This is a genomic window from Tetragenococcus muriaticus DSM 15685, assembly GCF_000423785.1.
GTDB lineage: Bacteria > Bacillota > Bacilli > Lactobacillales > Enterococcaceae > Tetragenococcus > Tetragenococcus muriaticus.
The window spans coordinates 17,683-35,620 of the sequence record NZ_AUIQ01000014.1 but is presented as its reverse complement, the minus strand read 5'-3'; the positions used below and the strand labels follow the sequence as shown (position 1 = coordinate 35,620).

At 35.8% G+C, this 17,938-nt stretch carries 15 protein-coding genes; 8 read left to right on the top strand and 7 right to left on the bottom strand.

The window, feature by feature from the left end; all coding sequences use genetic code 11:
- Window positions 1-331 precede the first annotated feature (331 nt).
- The 6 genes from gyrA to dnaA all read right to left on the bottom strand — a co-directional run bounded on the left by gyrA (window position 332) and on the right by dnaA (window position 8,920).
- Window positions 332-2,794 (bottom strand): DNA gyrase subunit A, encoded by a 2,463-nt coding sequence (gene gyrA, locus G577_RS0103885; RefSeq protein ID WP_028790054.1) that lies wholly within the window; start codon window positions 2,792-2,794, stop codon window positions 332-334.
- Window positions 2,795-2,814: 20 nt separating this feature from the next.
- Window positions 2,815-4,764 (bottom strand): DNA topoisomerase (ATP-hydrolyzing) subunit B, encoded by a 1,950-nt coding sequence (gyrB, locus tag G577_RS0103880; protein WP_028790053.1) that lies wholly within the window; start codon window positions 4,762-4,764, stop codon window positions 2,815-2,817.
- The gene (recF, locus tag G577_RS0103875; RefSeq protein ID WP_028790052.1) at window positions 4,765-5,886 is read right to left on the bottom strand and encodes a DNA replication/repair protein RecF; all 1,122 of its coding nucleotides are present in this window, start codon (window positions 5,884-5,886) and stop codon (window positions 4,765-4,767) included.
- Window positions 5,873-6,112 (bottom strand): S4 domain-containing protein YaaA, encoded by a 240-nt coding sequence (yaaA, locus tag G577_RS0103870; RefSeq protein ID WP_028790051.1) that lies wholly within the window; start codon window positions 6,110-6,112, stop codon window positions 5,873-5,875. The genes recF and yaaA overlap by 14 nt, the downstream gene beginning before the upstream one ends.
- A 184-nt stretch (window positions 6,113-6,296) precedes the next feature.
- The gene (gene dnaN / locus G577_RS0103865; protein WP_028790050.1) at window positions 6,297-7,427 is read right to left on the bottom strand and encodes a DNA polymerase III subunit beta; all 1,131 of its coding nucleotides are present in this window, start codon (window positions 7,425-7,427) and stop codon (window positions 6,297-6,299) included.
- Window positions 7,428-7,585: 158 nt separating this feature from the next.
- Complete coding sequence (gene dnaA, locus G577_RS0103860) at window positions 7,586-8,920, bottom strand: chromosomal replication initiator protein DnaA (RefSeq protein ID WP_028790049.1); 1,335 nt, start codon at window positions 8,918-8,920, stop codon at window positions 7,586-7,588.
- A 536-nt stretch (window positions 8,921-9,456) separates the two neighbouring features.
- On the opposite strand from dnaA, the gene rpmH reads away from it, so the two are divergent.
- The 8 genes from rpmH (at window position 9,457) to G577_RS0103815 (ending at window position 16,792) form a co-directional block, all read left to right on the top strand.
- Window positions 9,457-9,591, top strand: a complete 135-nt coding sequence (gene rpmH / locus G577_RS0103850; protein ID WP_028790048.1) for a 50S ribosomal protein L34 — start codon at window positions 9,457-9,459, stop codon at window positions 9,589-9,591.
- Between the two features lie 120 nt (window positions 9,592-9,711).
- Entirely contained in the window at window positions 9,712-10,047 is a 336-nt protein-coding gene (gene rnpA / locus G577_RS0103845) for a ribonuclease P protein component (protein ID WP_028790047.1), read from the top strand.
- An 18-nt stretch (window positions 10,048-10,065) separates the two neighbouring features.
- Window positions 10,066-10,908, top strand: a complete 843-nt coding sequence (locus G577_RS0103840; RefSeq protein ID WP_028790046.1) for a YidC/Oxa1 family membrane protein insertase — start codon at window positions 10,066-10,068, stop codon at window positions 10,906-10,908.
- Between the two features lie 20 nt (window positions 10,909-10,928).
- Window positions 10,929-11,735 carry an RNA-binding cell elongation regulator Jag/EloR gene (gene jag / locus G577_RS0103835; RefSeq protein WP_028790045.1) on the top strand — a complete coding sequence of 269 codons (807 nt, stop codon included), beginning with the start codon at window positions 10,929-10,931 and terminating at the stop codon, window positions 11,733-11,735.
- Between the two features lie 385 nt (window positions 11,736-12,120).
- Entirely contained in the window at window positions 12,121-13,515 is a 1,395-nt protein-coding gene (gene mnmE / locus G577_RS0103830) for a tRNA uridine-5-carboxymethylaminomethyl(34) synthesis GTPase MnmE (RefSeq protein ID WP_028790044.1), read from the top strand.
- Between the two features lie 12 nt (window positions 13,516-13,527).
- A complete protein-coding gene (mnmG, locus tag G577_RS0103825) occupies window positions 13,528-15,420 on the top strand; it encodes a tRNA uridine-5-carboxymethylaminomethyl(34) synthesis enzyme MnmG (protein ID WP_028790043.1) in 1,893 nt (630 codons plus the stop codon).
- 182 nt (window positions 15,421-15,602) lie between these two features.
- Window positions 15,603-16,103 carry a phosphatidylglycerophosphatase A family protein gene (locus G577_RS0103820; RefSeq protein ID WP_028790042.1) on the top strand — a complete coding sequence of 167 codons (501 nt, stop codon included), beginning with the start codon at window positions 15,603-15,605 and terminating at the stop codon, window positions 16,101-16,103.
- Window positions 16,104-16,165: 62 nt separating this feature from the next.
- Window positions 16,166-16,792, top strand: a complete 627-nt coding sequence (locus G577_RS0103815) for a phosphoribosyltransferase (protein ID WP_028790041.1) — start codon at window positions 16,166-16,168, stop codon at window positions 16,790-16,792.
- Window positions 16,793-17,027: 235 nt separating this feature from the next.
- On the opposite strand, the gene G577_RS0103810 is transcribed toward G577_RS0103815, so the two are convergent.
- Window positions 17,028-17,918 (bottom strand): LysR family transcriptional regulator, encoded by an 891-nt coding sequence (locus G577_RS0103810; protein WP_028790040.1) that lies wholly within the window; start codon window positions 17,916-17,918, stop codon window positions 17,028-17,030.
- Between the last annotated feature and the right edge of the window lie 20 nt (window positions 17,919-17,938).

Below are 17,938 nucleotides of genomic sequence, written 5' to 3'. Positions count from 1 at the left end.
GCAAATTCACTTATCAAGTACAAATGTTTACAATACACTTTTTTGGGAAGTCCTTACACGAATTCAGCGATTGAATCTCTAGTTTACTTTTGCCCTTTTCATCCTTATAAAAAAGGCTTGGCTTTCATTCTCTAGGAAGAATTTTATCTTTTTTTAGCGTCGTTCGATTATCCCTTCCTATTCTTGATTAAAAAGTGGCGATAAAAAGGGAAAATAACATAAAAGTCACCTCGTTGATCGGTCGAATGCGTTATCCACAAATTTTTATAAATCATTCAGGGCATTTTTTATTTTAAACTTTTGTTGATTTTTTTAACAAATTTTTCTTACTTTATTCTTTTGTCGGCTCTTCTAATTTTTCTAACTCTTCAGAATCGACTGTTGCCATAGTAACAACCTTTGCGTCTTCTTCCATTTTCATCAGCCGAACACCCAACGTAGATCGTCCAGTTTGCGAAATATCTTCAACACGGAATCGGATAATAACGCCTTTATCGGTAATTACCATAACATCTTCATTACCAGAAACAGTCGTTAGCCCAGCTAAAGGACCATTTTTTTCAGTAATATTCGCTGTTTTGACTCCTTTACCGCCACGTCCTTTGACTGGATAATGATCCCCTGCGGTACGTTTGCCATAGCCTTTTTCAGTAATGACTAGAACTTCATCATTTTCCCGAATGACCGCAGCGCCAACCACGTAATCTTCAGGCCTTAAACGAATGCCTCGTACACCACTAGCCGTTCGCCCCATATCACGCACAGCTTCTTCTTGAAAAGTAACAGAATAGCCTTTGTGGGTACCTATAATCATCACATCATCCCCACAAGTACTCAAAACATTGACTAATTCATCTTGATCTTTCAATCCTATCGCAATTAAGCCATTACTACGTACATTTTTAAAAGCTTCTACTGAAGTACGTTTAACTATCCCATATTTCGTAGTAAAGAAAAGATATTTTCGTTCTTGTGTATCATTAGATAAAGCGATCACTGTTTGAATTCGTTCGTTTGAATCAATCCCTAAGAAATTAATAACAGGGATTCCTTTAGCTGTACGCCCGTATTCTGGAATTTCATACCCTTTAGCTTTATAAACTTTCCCAGCATTGGTAAAAAATAATAAATTGTCATGTGTAGAACAAGAAACCAAAGTAGTAACAAAATCTTGGTCATGAACACCCATGCCTTGTACGCCACGTCCCCCACGATTTTGTGTACGGAATTCGCTATTCGCTGCTCGTTTAATATATCCGTTATTCGTTAAAGTAACTACAATTTCCTCTTCTTCAATTAAATCTTCATCTTCTAAACTTAAAACCTCACCAACGAGTAGTTCAGTACGACGCTTATCCCCGAAACGTTGTTCAATTTCATGTAACTCCGTTTGGATAATTTCGATCACTCGTTCCGGTCTGGCTAAAATATCTGCGAGATCTTCGATTTGTTCTAACAAATCTTGATATTCGCTTTCAATTTTATCTCTTTCTAATCCAGTTAAACGACGTAAGCGCATATCTAAAATCGCTTGAGCCTGGCGGTCAGAAAGCTGGAATTGTTCCATCATTGTTTCTTTAGCTTGAGCGTCGGTCTCAGAACCACGAATTACCGCTATAATCTCATCGATATGATCTAAAGCAACCCGTAATCCTTCTAAAATATGAGCTCGAGCTTCTGCTTTTTGTTTTTCAAATTTCGCTCTGCGCGTAATAACACTTTTTTGATGCTCTAAGTAGTCTTCTAAGATTTGTTTTAAATTCAGAACTCTAGGCACACCGTTTTCAATGGCTAACATATTAAAGCCAAAAGAAGATTGCAAAGCAGTCATCTTGTATAAGTTGTTCAAAACAACCGAAGCACTCACATCTCGTCTAACATCAATGACAATTCGCATTCCCTCACGTGAAGATTCATCACGTAAATCCGTAATCCCTTCAACTCTTTTATCTCGATGGAGTTCTGAAATTCGTTCAATTAGTTTCGCTTTATTTACCATATACGGCAGCTCTGTTACTAAAATTCGTTCTTTTCCATTAGACATTTCACTAATTTCTACTTTAGCACGAACCGTAATGGATCCTTTACCTGTTTCATATGCTCGTCTAATCCCAGATTTTCCCATAACTAATCCGCCAGTTGGAAAGTCAGGTCCTGGCAAAACTTCCATCAGTTCATTTGTCGTTACTTCAGGATTTTCAATCAGACGATCAATTGCAGCAACAACTTCGCTTAAGTTATGAGGTGGAATATTGGTGGCCATACCTACGGCTATTCCAGTAGTTCCATTAACCAACAAATTAGGAAAACGCGAAGGCAATACTTCTGGCTCTGTCTCGGTATCATCATAGTTTCCAATAAAATCAACTGTATCTTTATTTAAATCGCGTAACATTTCCACAGATAGACGGCTCATACGAGCCTCTGTATAACGCATAGCTGCTGCGCCATCGCCATCGATAGAGCCAAAATTTCCATGGCCGTCTACTAACATATTACGATAACTAAAAGATTGAGCCATTCTTACCATAGATTCGTAAATAGCACTATCTCCATGAGGATGATATTTTCCCATAACATCCCCAACAATACGAGCAGATTTTTTATGAGGCTTATCAGGGGTTACCCCTAATTCACTCATCCCATATAAAATGCGACGATGCACTGGTTTTAACCCATCACGAACATCAGGCAAAGCTCTAGCTACAATGACACTCATGGCATAGTCGATAAAGGAGCCGCGCATTTCACTTGATAAATTAATATCATGAATATGATTTTCTTGATCTCTCAAAATTTTTCCTCCTTTACGATTTAAATATCAAGGTTTTGAACATATTGCGCATTATCTTCTATAAAAGCACGTCTAGGCTCTACATGGTCGCCCATTAACATTTCAAAAACTTGATCTGCCTCAATCGCGTCATCAATACTAACACGCAACATTAAACGATTTTCTGGATCCATCGTTGTTCGCCACAATTGATGCTCATCCATTTCTCCTAGACCTTTATAACGTTGAACAGAAGGTTTAGGGCTTTGCGGAAGTGAGTCAATCACTTCTTGTAATTCTTCTTCTGCATGATTCCCAGGTTGGATATAAGAAATATTTTTTCCTTGTTTAACTCCGTACAATGGGGGTTGAGCAATATAGACATAACCTGCTTCTACAATTGGACGCATATAACGATAAAATAAAGTTAACAACAGAGTTCGGATATGGGCGCCATCAACATCCGCATCGGTCATGATAACTAATTTATGATAACGTGCTTTAGCTATATCAAACTCTTCGCCAAAACCAGTCCCCATAGCAGTAAACAAGGAGCGAATTTCATCATTAGCCAAAATTTTATCCATACTTGCTTTTTCAACGTTTAATATTTTTCCACGTATAGGTAAAATTGCTTGAAACTCACGACTCCGTCCTTGCTTAGCCGATCCACCGGCTGAGTCACCTTCGACAATAAATAGTTCGCTTTTTTCCGGGTCTCGGCTTGAACAATCGGCTAATTTTCCTGGTAAGTTACTAATCTCCAATGCGCCTTTACGTCGTGTGACTTCGCGAGCTCTTTTGGCAGCTTGTCTAGCTTTTGAAGCTAGCAAACCTTTTTCTACAATCCGACGACCCACTGTTGGATTTTCCAATAAAAATTTAGCAAAATGCTCAGAAAAAAGACGATCTGTCACTGTTCGTACTTCAGAATTCCCTAGCTTTGTTTTTGTTTGTCCTTCAAATTGCGGGTCAGGATGTTTAATAGAAACGACCGCAGTCAGACCTTCTCTAACGTCTTCTCCAGAAAGATTGTCATCATTTTCTTTCATTAATTTTTGCTTCCGACCGTAATCATTAATTACCCGTGTTAATGCTGTTTTAAAACCGGCTTCGTGCGTTCCGCCTTCATAAGTATGAATATTATTGGCAAAAGTCAACAAATTTGTATGATAACTATCCGTGTACTGTATCGACACTTCTACATTAATATCTTGTTGTTGACCTTCCAAATAAATTGGCGCAGGGAATAAAACTTCTTTATTTGCATTTAAATGTTCTACATAACTTTTTATTCCGCCTTCGTAATGGTATTGTTTGAATGCTGTCTCTTCAAAACGTCTATCTTCAAGCGAAATATAAAGACCCCGATTCAAAAAAGCCAATTCACGAACTCGAGTAGCCAGCTTATCAAAACTGAGTTCGATCGTTTCATTAAAAATTTCTGAATCTGGTGTAAAATGAACTTCTGTTCCGTTAAGTTCTGTTTCACCAATAATTTGTAATTCCTCTGTAATTTTTCCGCGTTGAAATTTTTGGTAGTAGACATTTCCATTTTTATAAACTTTTACTTCTAATTCTTTAGACAAAGCATTAACCACTGAAGAACCTACACCATGAAGCCCTCCAGAAACTTTGTAACCACCACCACCAAATTTGCCGCCAGCATGAAGAATAGTAAATACTGTTTCTACAGCAGGTCTTCCTGTTTTATTTTGAATATCTACTGGGATACCTCGTCCATTATCTGTTACAGTCACGCTATTATCTTTTTCAACAATTAACTGAATTTGAGTGGCAAAACCAGCAAGCGCCTCATCAATCGAATTATCTACAATTTCCCAAACCAAATGATGCAGACCTTCAGAACTGGTAGAGCCTATATACATCCCAGGTCTTTTTCTTACAGCTTCTAATCCTTCTAAAACCTGTATTTGGCTGGCATCGTATTGTTTTGCTTGTTCACGCAAATTTTCGTTTTCTTCTGCCACTTATACATCTTCTCCTTCTAATTGTCCTTGATTGATATAAAAAATTTCCGGTTCAACGGACATTTTATCTTTTACTTGTTTCAATGTAGTAGTTGTCAAAAATGTTTGTATTTTACCTTCAATCGTTTCTAATAAATGCAATTGTCTAGCATCGTCTAATTCACTCATTACATCGTCTAACAGTAACACCGGGTATTCTCCAGTTTCTTCTTTTATAAGGTCAATTTCTGCTAATTTCACACTTAAAGCAGTCGTTCTTTGTTGACCTTGAGAGCCAAAGGTTTGTACGTCTTTTTTATTTATAAAAAACGACAAATCGTCTCGATGCGGGCCGACCAATGTTATTTGTCGTAAACGTTCTTTACTTTTTACTTTTGCAATTTCTTGGGCAAAAGCATCTTTAACTGTTTGTTCATCTGACCAGTCTTTACAAGTAACGCTAGAACGATACATAACAGTTAAATGTTCCTTTGATTGACTAATCTTTTGGTGAAGCTGATTTGCCCAGTACTCCAAACGCTTAACAAACTGTTGGCGTGCAAATAACATCTTGCTTCCATGTTCGATCAATTGTTCCGATAAAATATCTAAGTATAATTCATCTGTTTGTTTATGTTCAGCCAATTGTTTAAGATAGAGATTTCTCTGTTTTAAAGTTTTTTGATATTGTACTGACTCATAAAGATAGACCGGATCAATTTGACCGATCTCTATATCTAAAAATTTTCGTCTTACTTGTGGACTGCCTTTGACTAAGGAAAGATCTTCTGGAGCAAACAAAATAACGTTTAACTGCCCAATATAGCTGGAAAGCTTTTTTTGTTCTATATGGTTAATTTTCGTTTTTCGTCCTTTTTTCGCCAAGAACAACTCAAGAGGAAGCTTGGTGTACTTTTTTTGCACATTTCCTTTGACAAACGCTTGCTCTTTCTCCCATTGAATCAGTTCTTGTTCATTATTCGTTCGAGGACTACGTGTTAAAGCTAAAGCATAAATACTTTCCAAAAGATTGGTTTTTCCTTGGGCATTTTCTCCTAAAAAAATAACAACATTTTTATGAAAATCTACAGATAATTCCTCGTAATTACGAAAATTTTTGATATGTAGATTAGTCAGACGCATCTTTTTTACCCTTTTCTTTCATAAAAAAAGTACCTATTTCAGGTATTTCAATCATTGTTCCAGCGTAAAGTTTTCGTCCTCTACGTGTTTCAATTTCTCCATTTACAAACACTGTGTTTTCTTGTAAATATCCCTTTGCTTGACCACCACTTGCTATGATGTCAATTTCTTTTAACAATTGGGCCAGTGTCATATATTCTGTTTCTAAAATGATTGCTTCTTTCATTTTATCCCTCTATTTTTTCAGCATATACTTACATTATACCCTTTTTAAGTAAATAAGACAAATAAATCCCTCTATTTTTCTTTCTCAGAAGTTTTTATTTATTTGGGCAATTTTCATTTAAAACCAAAAAAAAGGCTTAGAATTTAAACTAAGCCCCTTATAAGGAAAAATCTATTTTTATTTTTTAATTGGTACGTACCGGTGTAATGAGTTGTAGAAACGCTCCTTGCCCTTCGGTAGGCTCTAAAGTAAATGGTCGTACAGCAGAGATAAAACAAATCCGGATAGACGTTTCGCCAAAAGCTCGCAATGCATCCTTCATATAATCAGGATTAAAAGAAATTTCTAAAGGTTCCCCTGAAACTTTTTCATATTTCAAGTCCTCCTCAACTTTCCCAACTTCTGGCGAATTTCCATGTAAAACAACACTATCATCAGCAATTTGTAAGCGAACAATATTATTACGACTTTCATGTGATAACAAAGAGGCACGCTCAATAGCAGCTAAAAGATCTGTTACATTAAATTCGATTTCTGTATTAAAAGAATCTGGAATTAAACGATCTGTATCTGGATACTTGCCTTCTAGTAAACGAGAATAAAATTTCATTGTGTTAGTTTCAAACAAGACCTGATTTTCCATAATACTAATTTGTACCGTTTCTTCTTCATCTGTTAATGAACGTGATAATTCCGTTAAACTTTTTCCTGGGATAACAATGTCAAACGGTTCGTTATCATTTTCTAAAGGAATAATACGTTGACTTAGCCGATGAGAATCGGTAGCTACTGCTAACAAACGGTGATTTTTTAACGTAAAGTGAACTCCTGTCAAAATAGGGCGACTTTCATGTTGAGAAACTGCAAAAACTGTTTCATTAATTAACTTATTTAACATATCCACAGGTAATTGAATTTCTTGCTGACTATCTACTACCGGCAAGTGTGGATAACTTTCTGCATCTAGTCCATTTACTAGAAAATTGGCTTTGCCTGAAGTAATTTCAACTTGATTGTTATCCAGTACTTCTAAAGTAACGTGATTTTCCGGTAAACGACGGATAATTTCACTAAAGAAACGTGCTTGTAATACGATACTACCAGGACTTTCAATCTTCATTTGAGCCTTTTCGTCTTCAGAGCTTAAAAAAGATTCAATTGAAATATCAGCATTACTTCCTGTTAAGGTTAATCCTTTATTAGATAAATCAATTTTTACACCTGTTAGGATTGGCATAGTTGTTTTAGTTGAAATAGCTCGTTGCACAGTTTGTAGTTGTTGAGTAAAGCTTGTGCGATTTAATGTGACTTTCATAAAAGATGCTCCTTTTTATATTAAATTAATAAAACAAAATCGTGGTAGTAATAGGGCAGTGAATATTGTGGATAACTAAAAAAATCTCAAGAAATAAGACTTTTTCACCTGTGGAAAAGTTGTGGACGATTTTTTTGACTTTTCCACAATTATCCACATTACTCCATTAACAGATTTTTTATTTCTTTGACTTCATTTTTGATGGTTTCATTTTCTTCGAGCAGTTGATTGACCTTTTCATAAGCATGAATAACTGTGGTATGATCTTTTCCCCCGAATTCTGCTCCAATTTTTGGCAAGGAATAGTCTGTTAAATTGCGACATAAATACATTGCAATTTGACGAGGCACAACAATCCCCTTCGTTCGTTTTTTTCCTGTTAAATCAGTTGTATTGATGTGATAATACTCGGCTACTTTTTCTAGAATTTGTTCAACGGTTAGTTGACTTAAGTTTGTCCCCACTTTAAGAGCTTTTAATGCTTCAGCTGCTAAACTAGTGGTAATATCAGAACTTTGAATGGCAGCGTAAGCTTGGACTCGTACCAACGCTCCTTCTAATTCACGAATATTAGAATCGATTTGTCCTGCGATATAACTTAATGTATCGTCAGGGATTTCTAAATTTTCAGCTTCTGCTTTTTTACGTAAAATAGCTGTCCTTGTTTCCAAATCTGGAGGAGTGATATCTACTGATAAACCCCAAGCAAAACGAGAAACAAGACGTTTAGGTAAGTTAGGAATTTCATTTGGTAAACGGTCGCTTGTTAAAACAATTTGTTTATTATTACGGTATAGTTCTTCAAATGTATTAAAAAATTCCTCTTGTGTTCCTTCTTTATTGACTAGAAATTGTACATCGTCCACAAGTAATAAGTCCATTGTTCGGTATTCATTGCGAAATTCTTCCATTTTATTATTTTGGATAGAATTAATAAAATCATTTGTAAAATTTTCGCTTGAGACGTATTTTACTTTTGCGGTGGGATGAATTTCTAACATTTGATGACCAATGGCTTGCATTAAGTGTGTTTTACCTAAACCTACACCTCCATAAAAAAAGAGAGGATTGTAAATAGCCCCTGGGTCTTCAGCAGTAACTAAAGCAGCAGCATGAGCCATCTGATTTCCTTTACCAATAACAAATGTGTCAAACGTATATTTGGAATTAAGCATTGTTTTATGTTCAGGAAACTTGGGAGTATTTTCCTCTTCTTTTGGTTCTTCTTGTTTATAACTTTCTGCTTCATCTGGGGTAACAAAAGTAGGAAGAATTTCTTCTCCGCTCATCATAAAGAACGTTTCGAGAATCTTTCCTGCTAAATTTTTTTCCCAATAATTTTTTTGTACGGTTGTGGGAACTTCAATGATTAATTGATTATCATAAAATGAAATAGGCTTTGCAGGTTCAATCCAAGTATTATAGCTAACTGGATTCATCTCTTTTCTATAACTTTCTTGAAGTTCTTTCCATATCGTTTCTAGAGATGGCATAGCAAATCCTCCTGTAAATATATTCATCGAGATAGTATCAATTTATCATGGATTTTAAAAGTTTTCCACAGATAGAAAGAAAAAAAGCAAAGGAAAAAATTTTTTTCCACAAAATACACAAGAAAAGAAATAAAATATATCCTCAAGGTGAAAAATAAATTATCCACAAGCGGATTTTTTTGTGGATATTCTTTTTTTTGATTTCTTTTTCCACAAAAAAATTTACTGAAAAACTTGCTTTTATAGGGGATTTTAAGAGATATTCACAGATTTGTTCGCAGATGTGGATAGTTTTGTTCACATTTGTTGATCTGTGGAAAAAAAGGGGAAAACTATGGGGATAGAATAGCTGTGGATAAAATGAAAAAATTTTTTCCGCAAGATTATAAACAAAAAATTGTGGATAATTACTAGAAATATCTAAAGAAGGCCTTAGAAAGCCTGTATTTTTTATTGACAAAATAGGGGGATAATCGGTATACTGTCAAAGTATGTCGTGTAGACTTAAATTAGAAATCTTGTTGGAGGTGGAGTTAATGAAAAGAACATATCAACCTAATAAACGTAAACATCAAAAGGTTCACGGTTTTCGTAAACGTATGAGTACAAAAAATGGACGTCATGTACTTGCTAATCGTCGTCGTAAAGGTAGGAAGAAGCTTTCAGCTTAAACCACTGTTGTTCAGTGGTTTTTTTTATTCTTTTTTGTTATAAAGGATGATTCCCTTTTGTAAGATATGGTATGATTTAGAAGTGAGTAACTAGATATAGAAGGAATTGATGAAAAGGACATGAGAAAATCTTATCGTGTGAAAAAAGAAAAAGAGTTTCAGTACGTTTTTAAAAATGGGAAATCTTTTGCAAATAAAAAATTTGTTGTTTATCGTTTGTCTAAGGAGCAATCTCATTTTCGCGTAGGAATTTCTGTGGGAAAAAAAATAGGAAATGCTGTGGCCCGTAATGCAGTTAAACGCAAAATTCGTGCAAGCATTTATGAGATGAAAGATAGCATTGATCCATCCATTGATTTTCTTGTTATTGCCCGTCCGTCCGTTTCAAATTTATCTTCCAAGGAAGTGTACTCGAATTTATTACATGTCTTCAAGTTATCGAAGATTATCAAATAAACGAAAGGAAATTGTATAGTGAAAAAAAGTAAACGTCTGTTACTAATGTTAGGACTAGTTTCATTAGTCATATTATTGTCTGCCTGTGCTACAACTAGTGAAGTAACTTCTGAAAGCACCGGCTTTTGGGATCGTTATGTGGTTTATTCTTTTGCGCAAGTGATCAGATGGCTTTCACTTGGAGGAAATCGTGGCGTAGGAATTATCTTATTTACGTTAATTATCCGCGTTATTTTGTTTCCTTTAATGAACTTCCAAACAAAAAGTATGCGTAAAACGCAAGAATTGCAGCCTAAAATTACTGCATTGCAAGAAAAATATCCTTCAAAAGATACTGAAACGCAACAAAAATTTCGAGAAGAACAACAGAAACTGTATCAAGAGCATGGCGTCAACCCTTATGCCGGCTGTTTACCCCTTTTGGTCCAAATGCCTATATTGATGGCAGTGTATCAAGCAATTTCTCGTGTTCCTGCTTTAAGGACGGGTAGTTTTTTATGGATTGATGTATTAGGAGAACCTGATCCATTATATATATTTCCTGTTTTAGCTGCAATTTTTACGTTCTTAAGTACCTATCTTTCTAGCATGAGTCAAGCCAATTCAAATTCTAGTATTAAAATTATGAATTACGTTATGCCGATAATGATTTTAGTCATGGGTAGTAATTTGCCTGGCGCTCTTTCTTTGTATTGGGTTGTTTCAAATGCCTTCCAAGTTGGGCAAACATTATTGATTAATAATCCATTTAAGATTCGCCGTGAACGTGAAGAAGCAGAACAACAAGCTAGACAACGAGAACTTGAGCTGGAAAAGGCTAAACATCCAAACAAAAAGCAAAGACATAAAAAACGTAAATAACCCTGAAAGGAGCTTTATTTATGCCAATTTATGATGGACAAAATACTGAAGAAGCGATACAAAATGGGCTTAGAGCACTAGGAGTCACACAAGATGACGTAAAAACTACTATTCTTGAAGAAGGAAAGAAAGGTTTTTTAGGTGTAGGTAAAAAAAATGCACGTGTTTCTTTAGAACTTATGGAAGATAAAGTCTCTGAAAGCCAAACAGGAAATGTGACCGAAAGCGACATTTTCGTAAAAGAGAGTGATGAAACGAGCGAGGAATATAAGACCGTTGAAACAGAGGAGTTTATTGAAGAAACAAATGAAGTAGATTCTTCTACAAAACCTCAAACTCAAGCAAAGGAAGCACAAGGTCTTGAAGATCAAGAAGCATTAAGACAATTAGATATTTATTTGACAGATATTACTAAAGCTTTAAACGCACCAGCAATGGTAACAACTACCCGCGATAATGATCGAATTATTTTTGATTTAGACACTGACAAAAAAGGAATACTAATTGGTCATCACGGAAAGACCTTGAATGCTTTGCAATACTTAGCACAAGTTTATGTCCACCGTATTGCTAAAAATAAACTTTCTATTGAGGTCAATGTAGGCGATTATCGTCAAAAACGTCAAGAAGTTTTACAAAAATTAGCAGAACAAACAGCAGAAAAAGTAAAACATACGAAAAGAGCTGCTTTTTTAGAACCGATGCCAGCTTTTGAAAGAAAGCAAATTCATTCAGTTTTAAGTAAAAATAAGGACATTACAACGCATTCTGAAGGCGATGAGCCTTATCGTTACTTAGTTGTTGAACCTGTGAAAAAAAGTTATTAAGCCTCATTTTTTAGAGCTTATTTTAAGTAACACATTTTGTTTTCCTTGGATGTTTGTTTGACTTCATTTGTTTTTTTAAGTATAGTTTGAATAGATCATTCTTATCAGAGTTATCACTTTGATAAAAAAGAACCTGTATTTTCGACAGGTTCTTTTTTTACATTTTAACTTCTGTATCTTGATAATTATTTGAGTAAATTGGACGACAGTTTATAAAAAGTTAAAATACTTGCTAATCCAAATAAAATATGCTAATCTGAGTCCACAATTTTATAGACAAGCAGTCAAAGTGCGAAGTCTGTCCACGTAAAGAGTAAAGAAGTGGGGGGAGTAGGCACTTTTTTTTGTGTGATAAAAAATAACTGATTTGTAAGGAGGAGTAAACTTGGTAGAGGTATTGCAAGAATTTGATACGATTGCCGCGATTTCCACCCCACCAGGTGAAGGGGCCATCAGCATTGTTCGTTTAAGTGGTGAAGAAGCTATCGCGACAGCTGACTACGTGTTTAAAGCTAAAAAGTCCTTAGATCAGGCAGATAGTCATACGATTCATTACGGTCATATTGTGGATCCTAAAACCAATGAGATGTTTGATGAAGCGATGGTTTCAGTTATGCGAGCTCCTAAGACGTTTACTCGGGAAGATATTGTGGAGATCAATTGTCATGGCGGAATGGTCGTTGTTAACCAAATCTTACAGCTATTATTAAGAAGTGGCGCACGCTTAGCAGAACCTGGGGAATTTACTAAACGTGCGTTCTTAAATGGGAGAATTGATTTATCCCAAGCTGAAGCAGTCATGGATTTAATTCGAGCGAAGACAGATAAAGCAATGAGCGTTGCTTTAAATCAATTAGACGGAGATTTATCTCGTTTGATACGATCTTTAAGACAAGAAGTTTTAGACACGCTAGCTCAAGTGGAAGTCAATATTGATTATCCAGAATATGATGATGTCGAAGAAATGACAAGTAAATTATTATTGGAAAAGGCAAAACAAGTGAAACAACAAATTCAAAGTTTACTAGCGACAGCCCAACAAGGCAAAATTTTGCGAGAAGGGTTAAATACTGCCATTATTGGCCGTCCTAATGTTGGTAAATCTAGTCTACTGAATCAATTGCTTAAAGAAGAAAAAGCCATTGTCACTGAAATTGCTGGAACGACACGCGATGTCGTGGAAGAATATGTGAATGTCCGTGGTGTTCCTTTACAATTAATCGATACTGCCGGCATTCGTGATACAGAAGATACAGTGGAAAAGCTAGGCGTTGAAAGAAGTCGCAAAGCTTTGTCTGAAGCAGATTTAATTCTTTTAGTTTTAAATCAAAGTGAGCCTTTAACTACAGAAGATAAACAACTGCTGGAAATGACAAGTGGAGCCAAACGGATCGTTTTGCTTAATAAAACAGATCTTACACCTCGTTTAGATGTCGAAAAATTAAATGAATTTCTCTATGAAGATGAAATGTTTGAAGTCTCTGTTACGAATAATACAGGATTAGACCAATTAGAAGAGGCCATTTCGAATTTATTTTTTGGAGGACAAACACAAGATAAAGATGCGTCTTATCTTTCAAACACGCGGCATATCGCATTATTGGAAAATGCTTCTTCTGCTTTAGATGAAGTCATTGCTGGTATTGAAGCTGGCATGCCTGTAGATTTAGTACAAATCGATATGACACGTTGTTGGGATGATCTGGGCGAAATTGTAGGCGATAGCGTACAAGATGAATTAATCACTCAATTATTTAGTCAATTTTGTTTAGGAAAATAGGAGGAAAAACCAATGCAAGAGTATCAAGCTGGTTTTTATGATGTGATTGTAGTCGGGGCAGGACATGCTGGAGCAGAGGCAGCTCTTGCGGCTAGTCGCATGGGAAATCAAACATTACTTTTAACAATTAATATGGAAATGGTGGCGTTTATGCCATGCAATCCCTCGATAGGAGGGCCAGCTAAAGGCGTTGTGGTAAGAGAGATTGACGCACTTGGCGGCGAGATGGGAAAAAATATAGATAAAACCTATATTCAAATGCGGATGCTTAATACGAGTAAAGGTCCAGCAGTAAGAGCTTTACGGGCTCAAGCAGATAAGCATGCCTATTCGGCTGAAATGAAACATACAATTGAAAAAGAGGAAAATTTAACCTTACGTCAAGGAATTGTTGAACGTTTAATCGTGGAAGATAATGTCTGTAAAGGGGTCGTGACAGCTACCGGCGCACGGTATGAATCCAAAGCCGTGATTATTACAGCAGGTACGGCTTTGCGCGGGGAGATCATCATTGGAGAATTGAAGTATTCTTCTGGTCCTAATAATTCGCAACCTTCTGTTAACTTAGCTGATCATTTGGAAGAATTAGGATTAGAAATTGATCGATTTAAGACAGGGACCCCGCCTCGTATAAAGGCGAATTCCATCGATTATGATAAAACAGAAATACAACCGGGTGACGAAGTAGCGAATCATTTTAGCTTTAGCACGCCAGAAAGTGTTTATAAAAAAGATCAAATTCCTTGTTGGTTAACATATACAAACCCTGGTACTCATCAAATTATTCGCAATAATTTAGATCGTGCGCCAATGTTTACCGGAATTGTTGATGGCGTCGGCGCTAGATACTGCCCATCAATTGAGGATAAAATTGTTCGTTTTGCAGATAAAAAACGACATCAATTATTCTTAGAACCTGAAGGAGCTAATACGGAAGAAATATACGTCCAAGGTCTTTCGACTTCATTACCAGAAGGTGTACAAAATGATGTTCTTCATTCGATTGAAGGCTTGGAAAAAGCTGAAATGATGCGTACCGGCTATGCCATTGAATATGACGTTGTGCTTCCTTATCAATTAAGACCAACTCTTGAAACAAAGGTTATTGACAACTTATTTACCGCAGGCCAAACAAATGGGACAAGTGGTTATGAAGAAGCAGCTGGACAAGGCTTGATCGCTGGGATTAATGCTAGTTTAAAAATACAAGAAAAAGATCCCTTTATTATGAAACGTAGTGATGGTTATATTGGTGTCATGATTGATGACTTAGTGACAAAAGGAACGAATGAACCTTATCGCTTATTGACTTCGCGGGCAGAGTATCGTTTGCTTTTGCGACATGATAATGCGGATTTACGTTTAACACAAATAGGGTATGATCTTGGTCTTGTAGGCGAACAACAGTATCAAGCTTATGCAAAGAAAAAAAATGCGGTTGAACAAGAAATCGAACGGCTGAAAACAGTACGTATTAAACCAGCACAAGTTCAAAGTTTCCTTGAAGAAAAGGGAGCGAATCCTTTAAAAGATGGTGTATTAGCTAACGAGTTTTTGCGACGTCCTGAAGTAAATTATCAAGATCTTTTACAATTTATACCAAGTAATGAAGAATTAACAACTAAAGAAGTTGAACAAGTTGAAATCCAAATTAAATACGAAGGATATATCCAAAAAGCGATGACTAAAGTCGATAAATTAAAACGAATGGAAGCTAAACGTGTTCCTGAAAATATTGATTACGAAGCAATTGACGGTTTAGCAACAGAAGCCAAGCAAAAATTACAAAGAATCCATCCCGAAACAATTGCTCAAGCGAGCCGTATTAGTGGTGTGAACCCTTCCGATTTAAGTATTTTAATGGTATACATTCAAGAAGGGAATGTAGCTAAACAATCGTCTTAAATGTTTTTTGTTTTAACCCTTTAAACTTACTGCTCTGTATAACACAGAAGCAGTAAGTTTATTTTTTATAAGCGTTAAGAACGCTATTTTTGTAATGAAAAGAAAATGACTGAATGGTATAAATATTTTCTTTGGAAAAAACGGTTGTTGTCCTAGTATAATAAAATTGAGGAGGGTAATATATGCGAGAAGAAACATTTAAATATCCAGATACACAAGCCTATGAGTTTGTGACACAAGAACTAAATAAGCGCGGTATCAGCTATCAAGATATTGCTCAAATGGCTTATAATGTGGCTTATGAATTTATTCCTGAGGCAAAACTAACTGAATTTGAAACAGCAACGATTGATGTTTTGCATAAAAGAGAAGTCCTTAATAATGCGATGGTGGCTTTAGACTTGGACCGTTTATCAACTGAAGGTCAGTTAAGCCAACCTCTACAAAAGATTATAGAAAATGACGCTGGGGTTTTTGGTGTCGATGAAACTCTTGCAGTGAGCATTGCCAGTATTTATGGCACGATTGGCGTCACGAACTTTGGTTACCTTGATCGAGTAAAAAGCGGGGTTATTCGTAAGTTAGATACAGAAAAAGATGGGCGCGTCAATACCTTTATTGATGATTTAATTGGTGCGTTAGTAGCAGCAGTCGCAGGCAAAATGGCACATAAATACGCCTGATCATTATCAGACTTTTTATAAGTTATTAGAGAGTTTTTCATCCTAAGAAAGGGTGTTTTGTCATGTTATTTCGAAATCGAGAAGATGCAGGAAAACGCTTAGCAACAGCTGTGGAGTCGTTAAGCAATAAGAACCTTATTATAGCGGCTTTACCAAGGGGAGGTATCCCTTTAGGAGTGCTTATAGCAAAAAAACAGGCTGTACCGTTTGATGTAATTTTGGCAAAAAAGATTGGTCACCCTACAAATTCTGAATACGCCATTGGAGCTGTTGCAGAAGGAGGAGCCCCAATTTTAGGTGAGGGCTATGTTGAGCAGCTGCATGCTTCTTGGGTAAAAGAAGAGGTCCCGCGTATTCAAAAAGAGATGACACGTAAACGAACTTTATATAGAGAAGATTTAGAAAGTGAATTACTAAAAGGAAAAGACGTTTTGATTGTGGATGACGGGATTGCTACTGGTTTAACGATGTTTGCTGCAATACAAGCAGTTAAACAACAGGAAGCAAAAAGCGTACAAGTGGCCATTCCGGTAATCCCTAAAACTACTTACCAACAATTGAAACAAAGAGTAGATGGTGTTTATGCTTTAGAAATCCCAGCCCATTTTTTGGGTGGAATCGGAGCTTATTATGAAAACTTTCCACAATTAAGCGATGAACAAGTAAGAGAGTGGTTAAAGAGTAAATAAGGCAAATTCTCTGAAAGCTAAAAGAAAGATATCAGTTTCATGTGAAACTACAAGAAAAAGTTCGATCAGTTAGAAAACGATGAGTCATAGTATTTCTTATAATAAAATATCCGTACCATAGAAGGATCAGTTCTGCCATTCAAGTAAGATATTGATTGAGGCAGTTGCTTACCATTAATGAAACTTATTATATAGTTCGGATATTTTTATGTTGTTTTTATTTATTTCAAATTTTTCACGAAGTTTGAAGTTCAGAAGTATTTTGAATTAGTGTTTGATTAAATTTTTGTTGTAATGGATTTACTGCAGCATTTTTATTTACAATCAAATTGATATAAAATTGCGGAGCATTTTTTAAAGGACGCGTAACAATATCTGTACGGTTTTTGACAAGTAAATCGATCATGATCCCCACTGAAAGCCCGGAAGCAATGAACGAACCAGCTGTTTGAATCTCTTTAGTATAAGTAACTTGATTAGGGTTAATTTGGTTTGTTTTAGCCCAATTCTCAAATATTGCATGATGTGTATAACCTTTATCTAAACAAATGAAAGAGTAGTTTGTTAACATTTTTGAAGTGATAAAGGGTTCTTTGGCTAAGGGGTGATTTGGCGCTATACAAACTTGAAGAGGGCGCTTATCAATCGGATATTGCTCTATCCAAGGCTCTTTAAACCTTGGCGTTTCCGTCCCGCTAATGGCTATAGATAATTTATTTTCATATAATAAATTCATCATCACTTCAGAACTTTCTTCTTCCACTAAGTGTAAATTAGAGTTGAATTTACTCATTGTTGGTAACATTTTAGGAAGATAGAAACCGCCGATTGTAGGTAAGAACCCCAATTGAACGGTTTGGGTTTCAAGATTGTCCATTTCTTGTTTTGTAGCAGTTAGTAGGTCGATAATTTTACCGGCATTTTTATATAAAATTTCCCCTTCAGGTCTTAGTTGAAAGTTTCTAGATGTTCTATCTCGTGTAATTAACTGTACATTAAATTCTTCTTCTAACCTTTTTAAAGTAAGCGAGATGGATGGTTGGGATACAAAAAATGTTTCGGCAGTTTTTGTAAAACTAGCACTATCGACTAGGTGTTTAAAATAAATGAGATCCTGTATTTTCATCGAATTCTCTTTCTTATAAA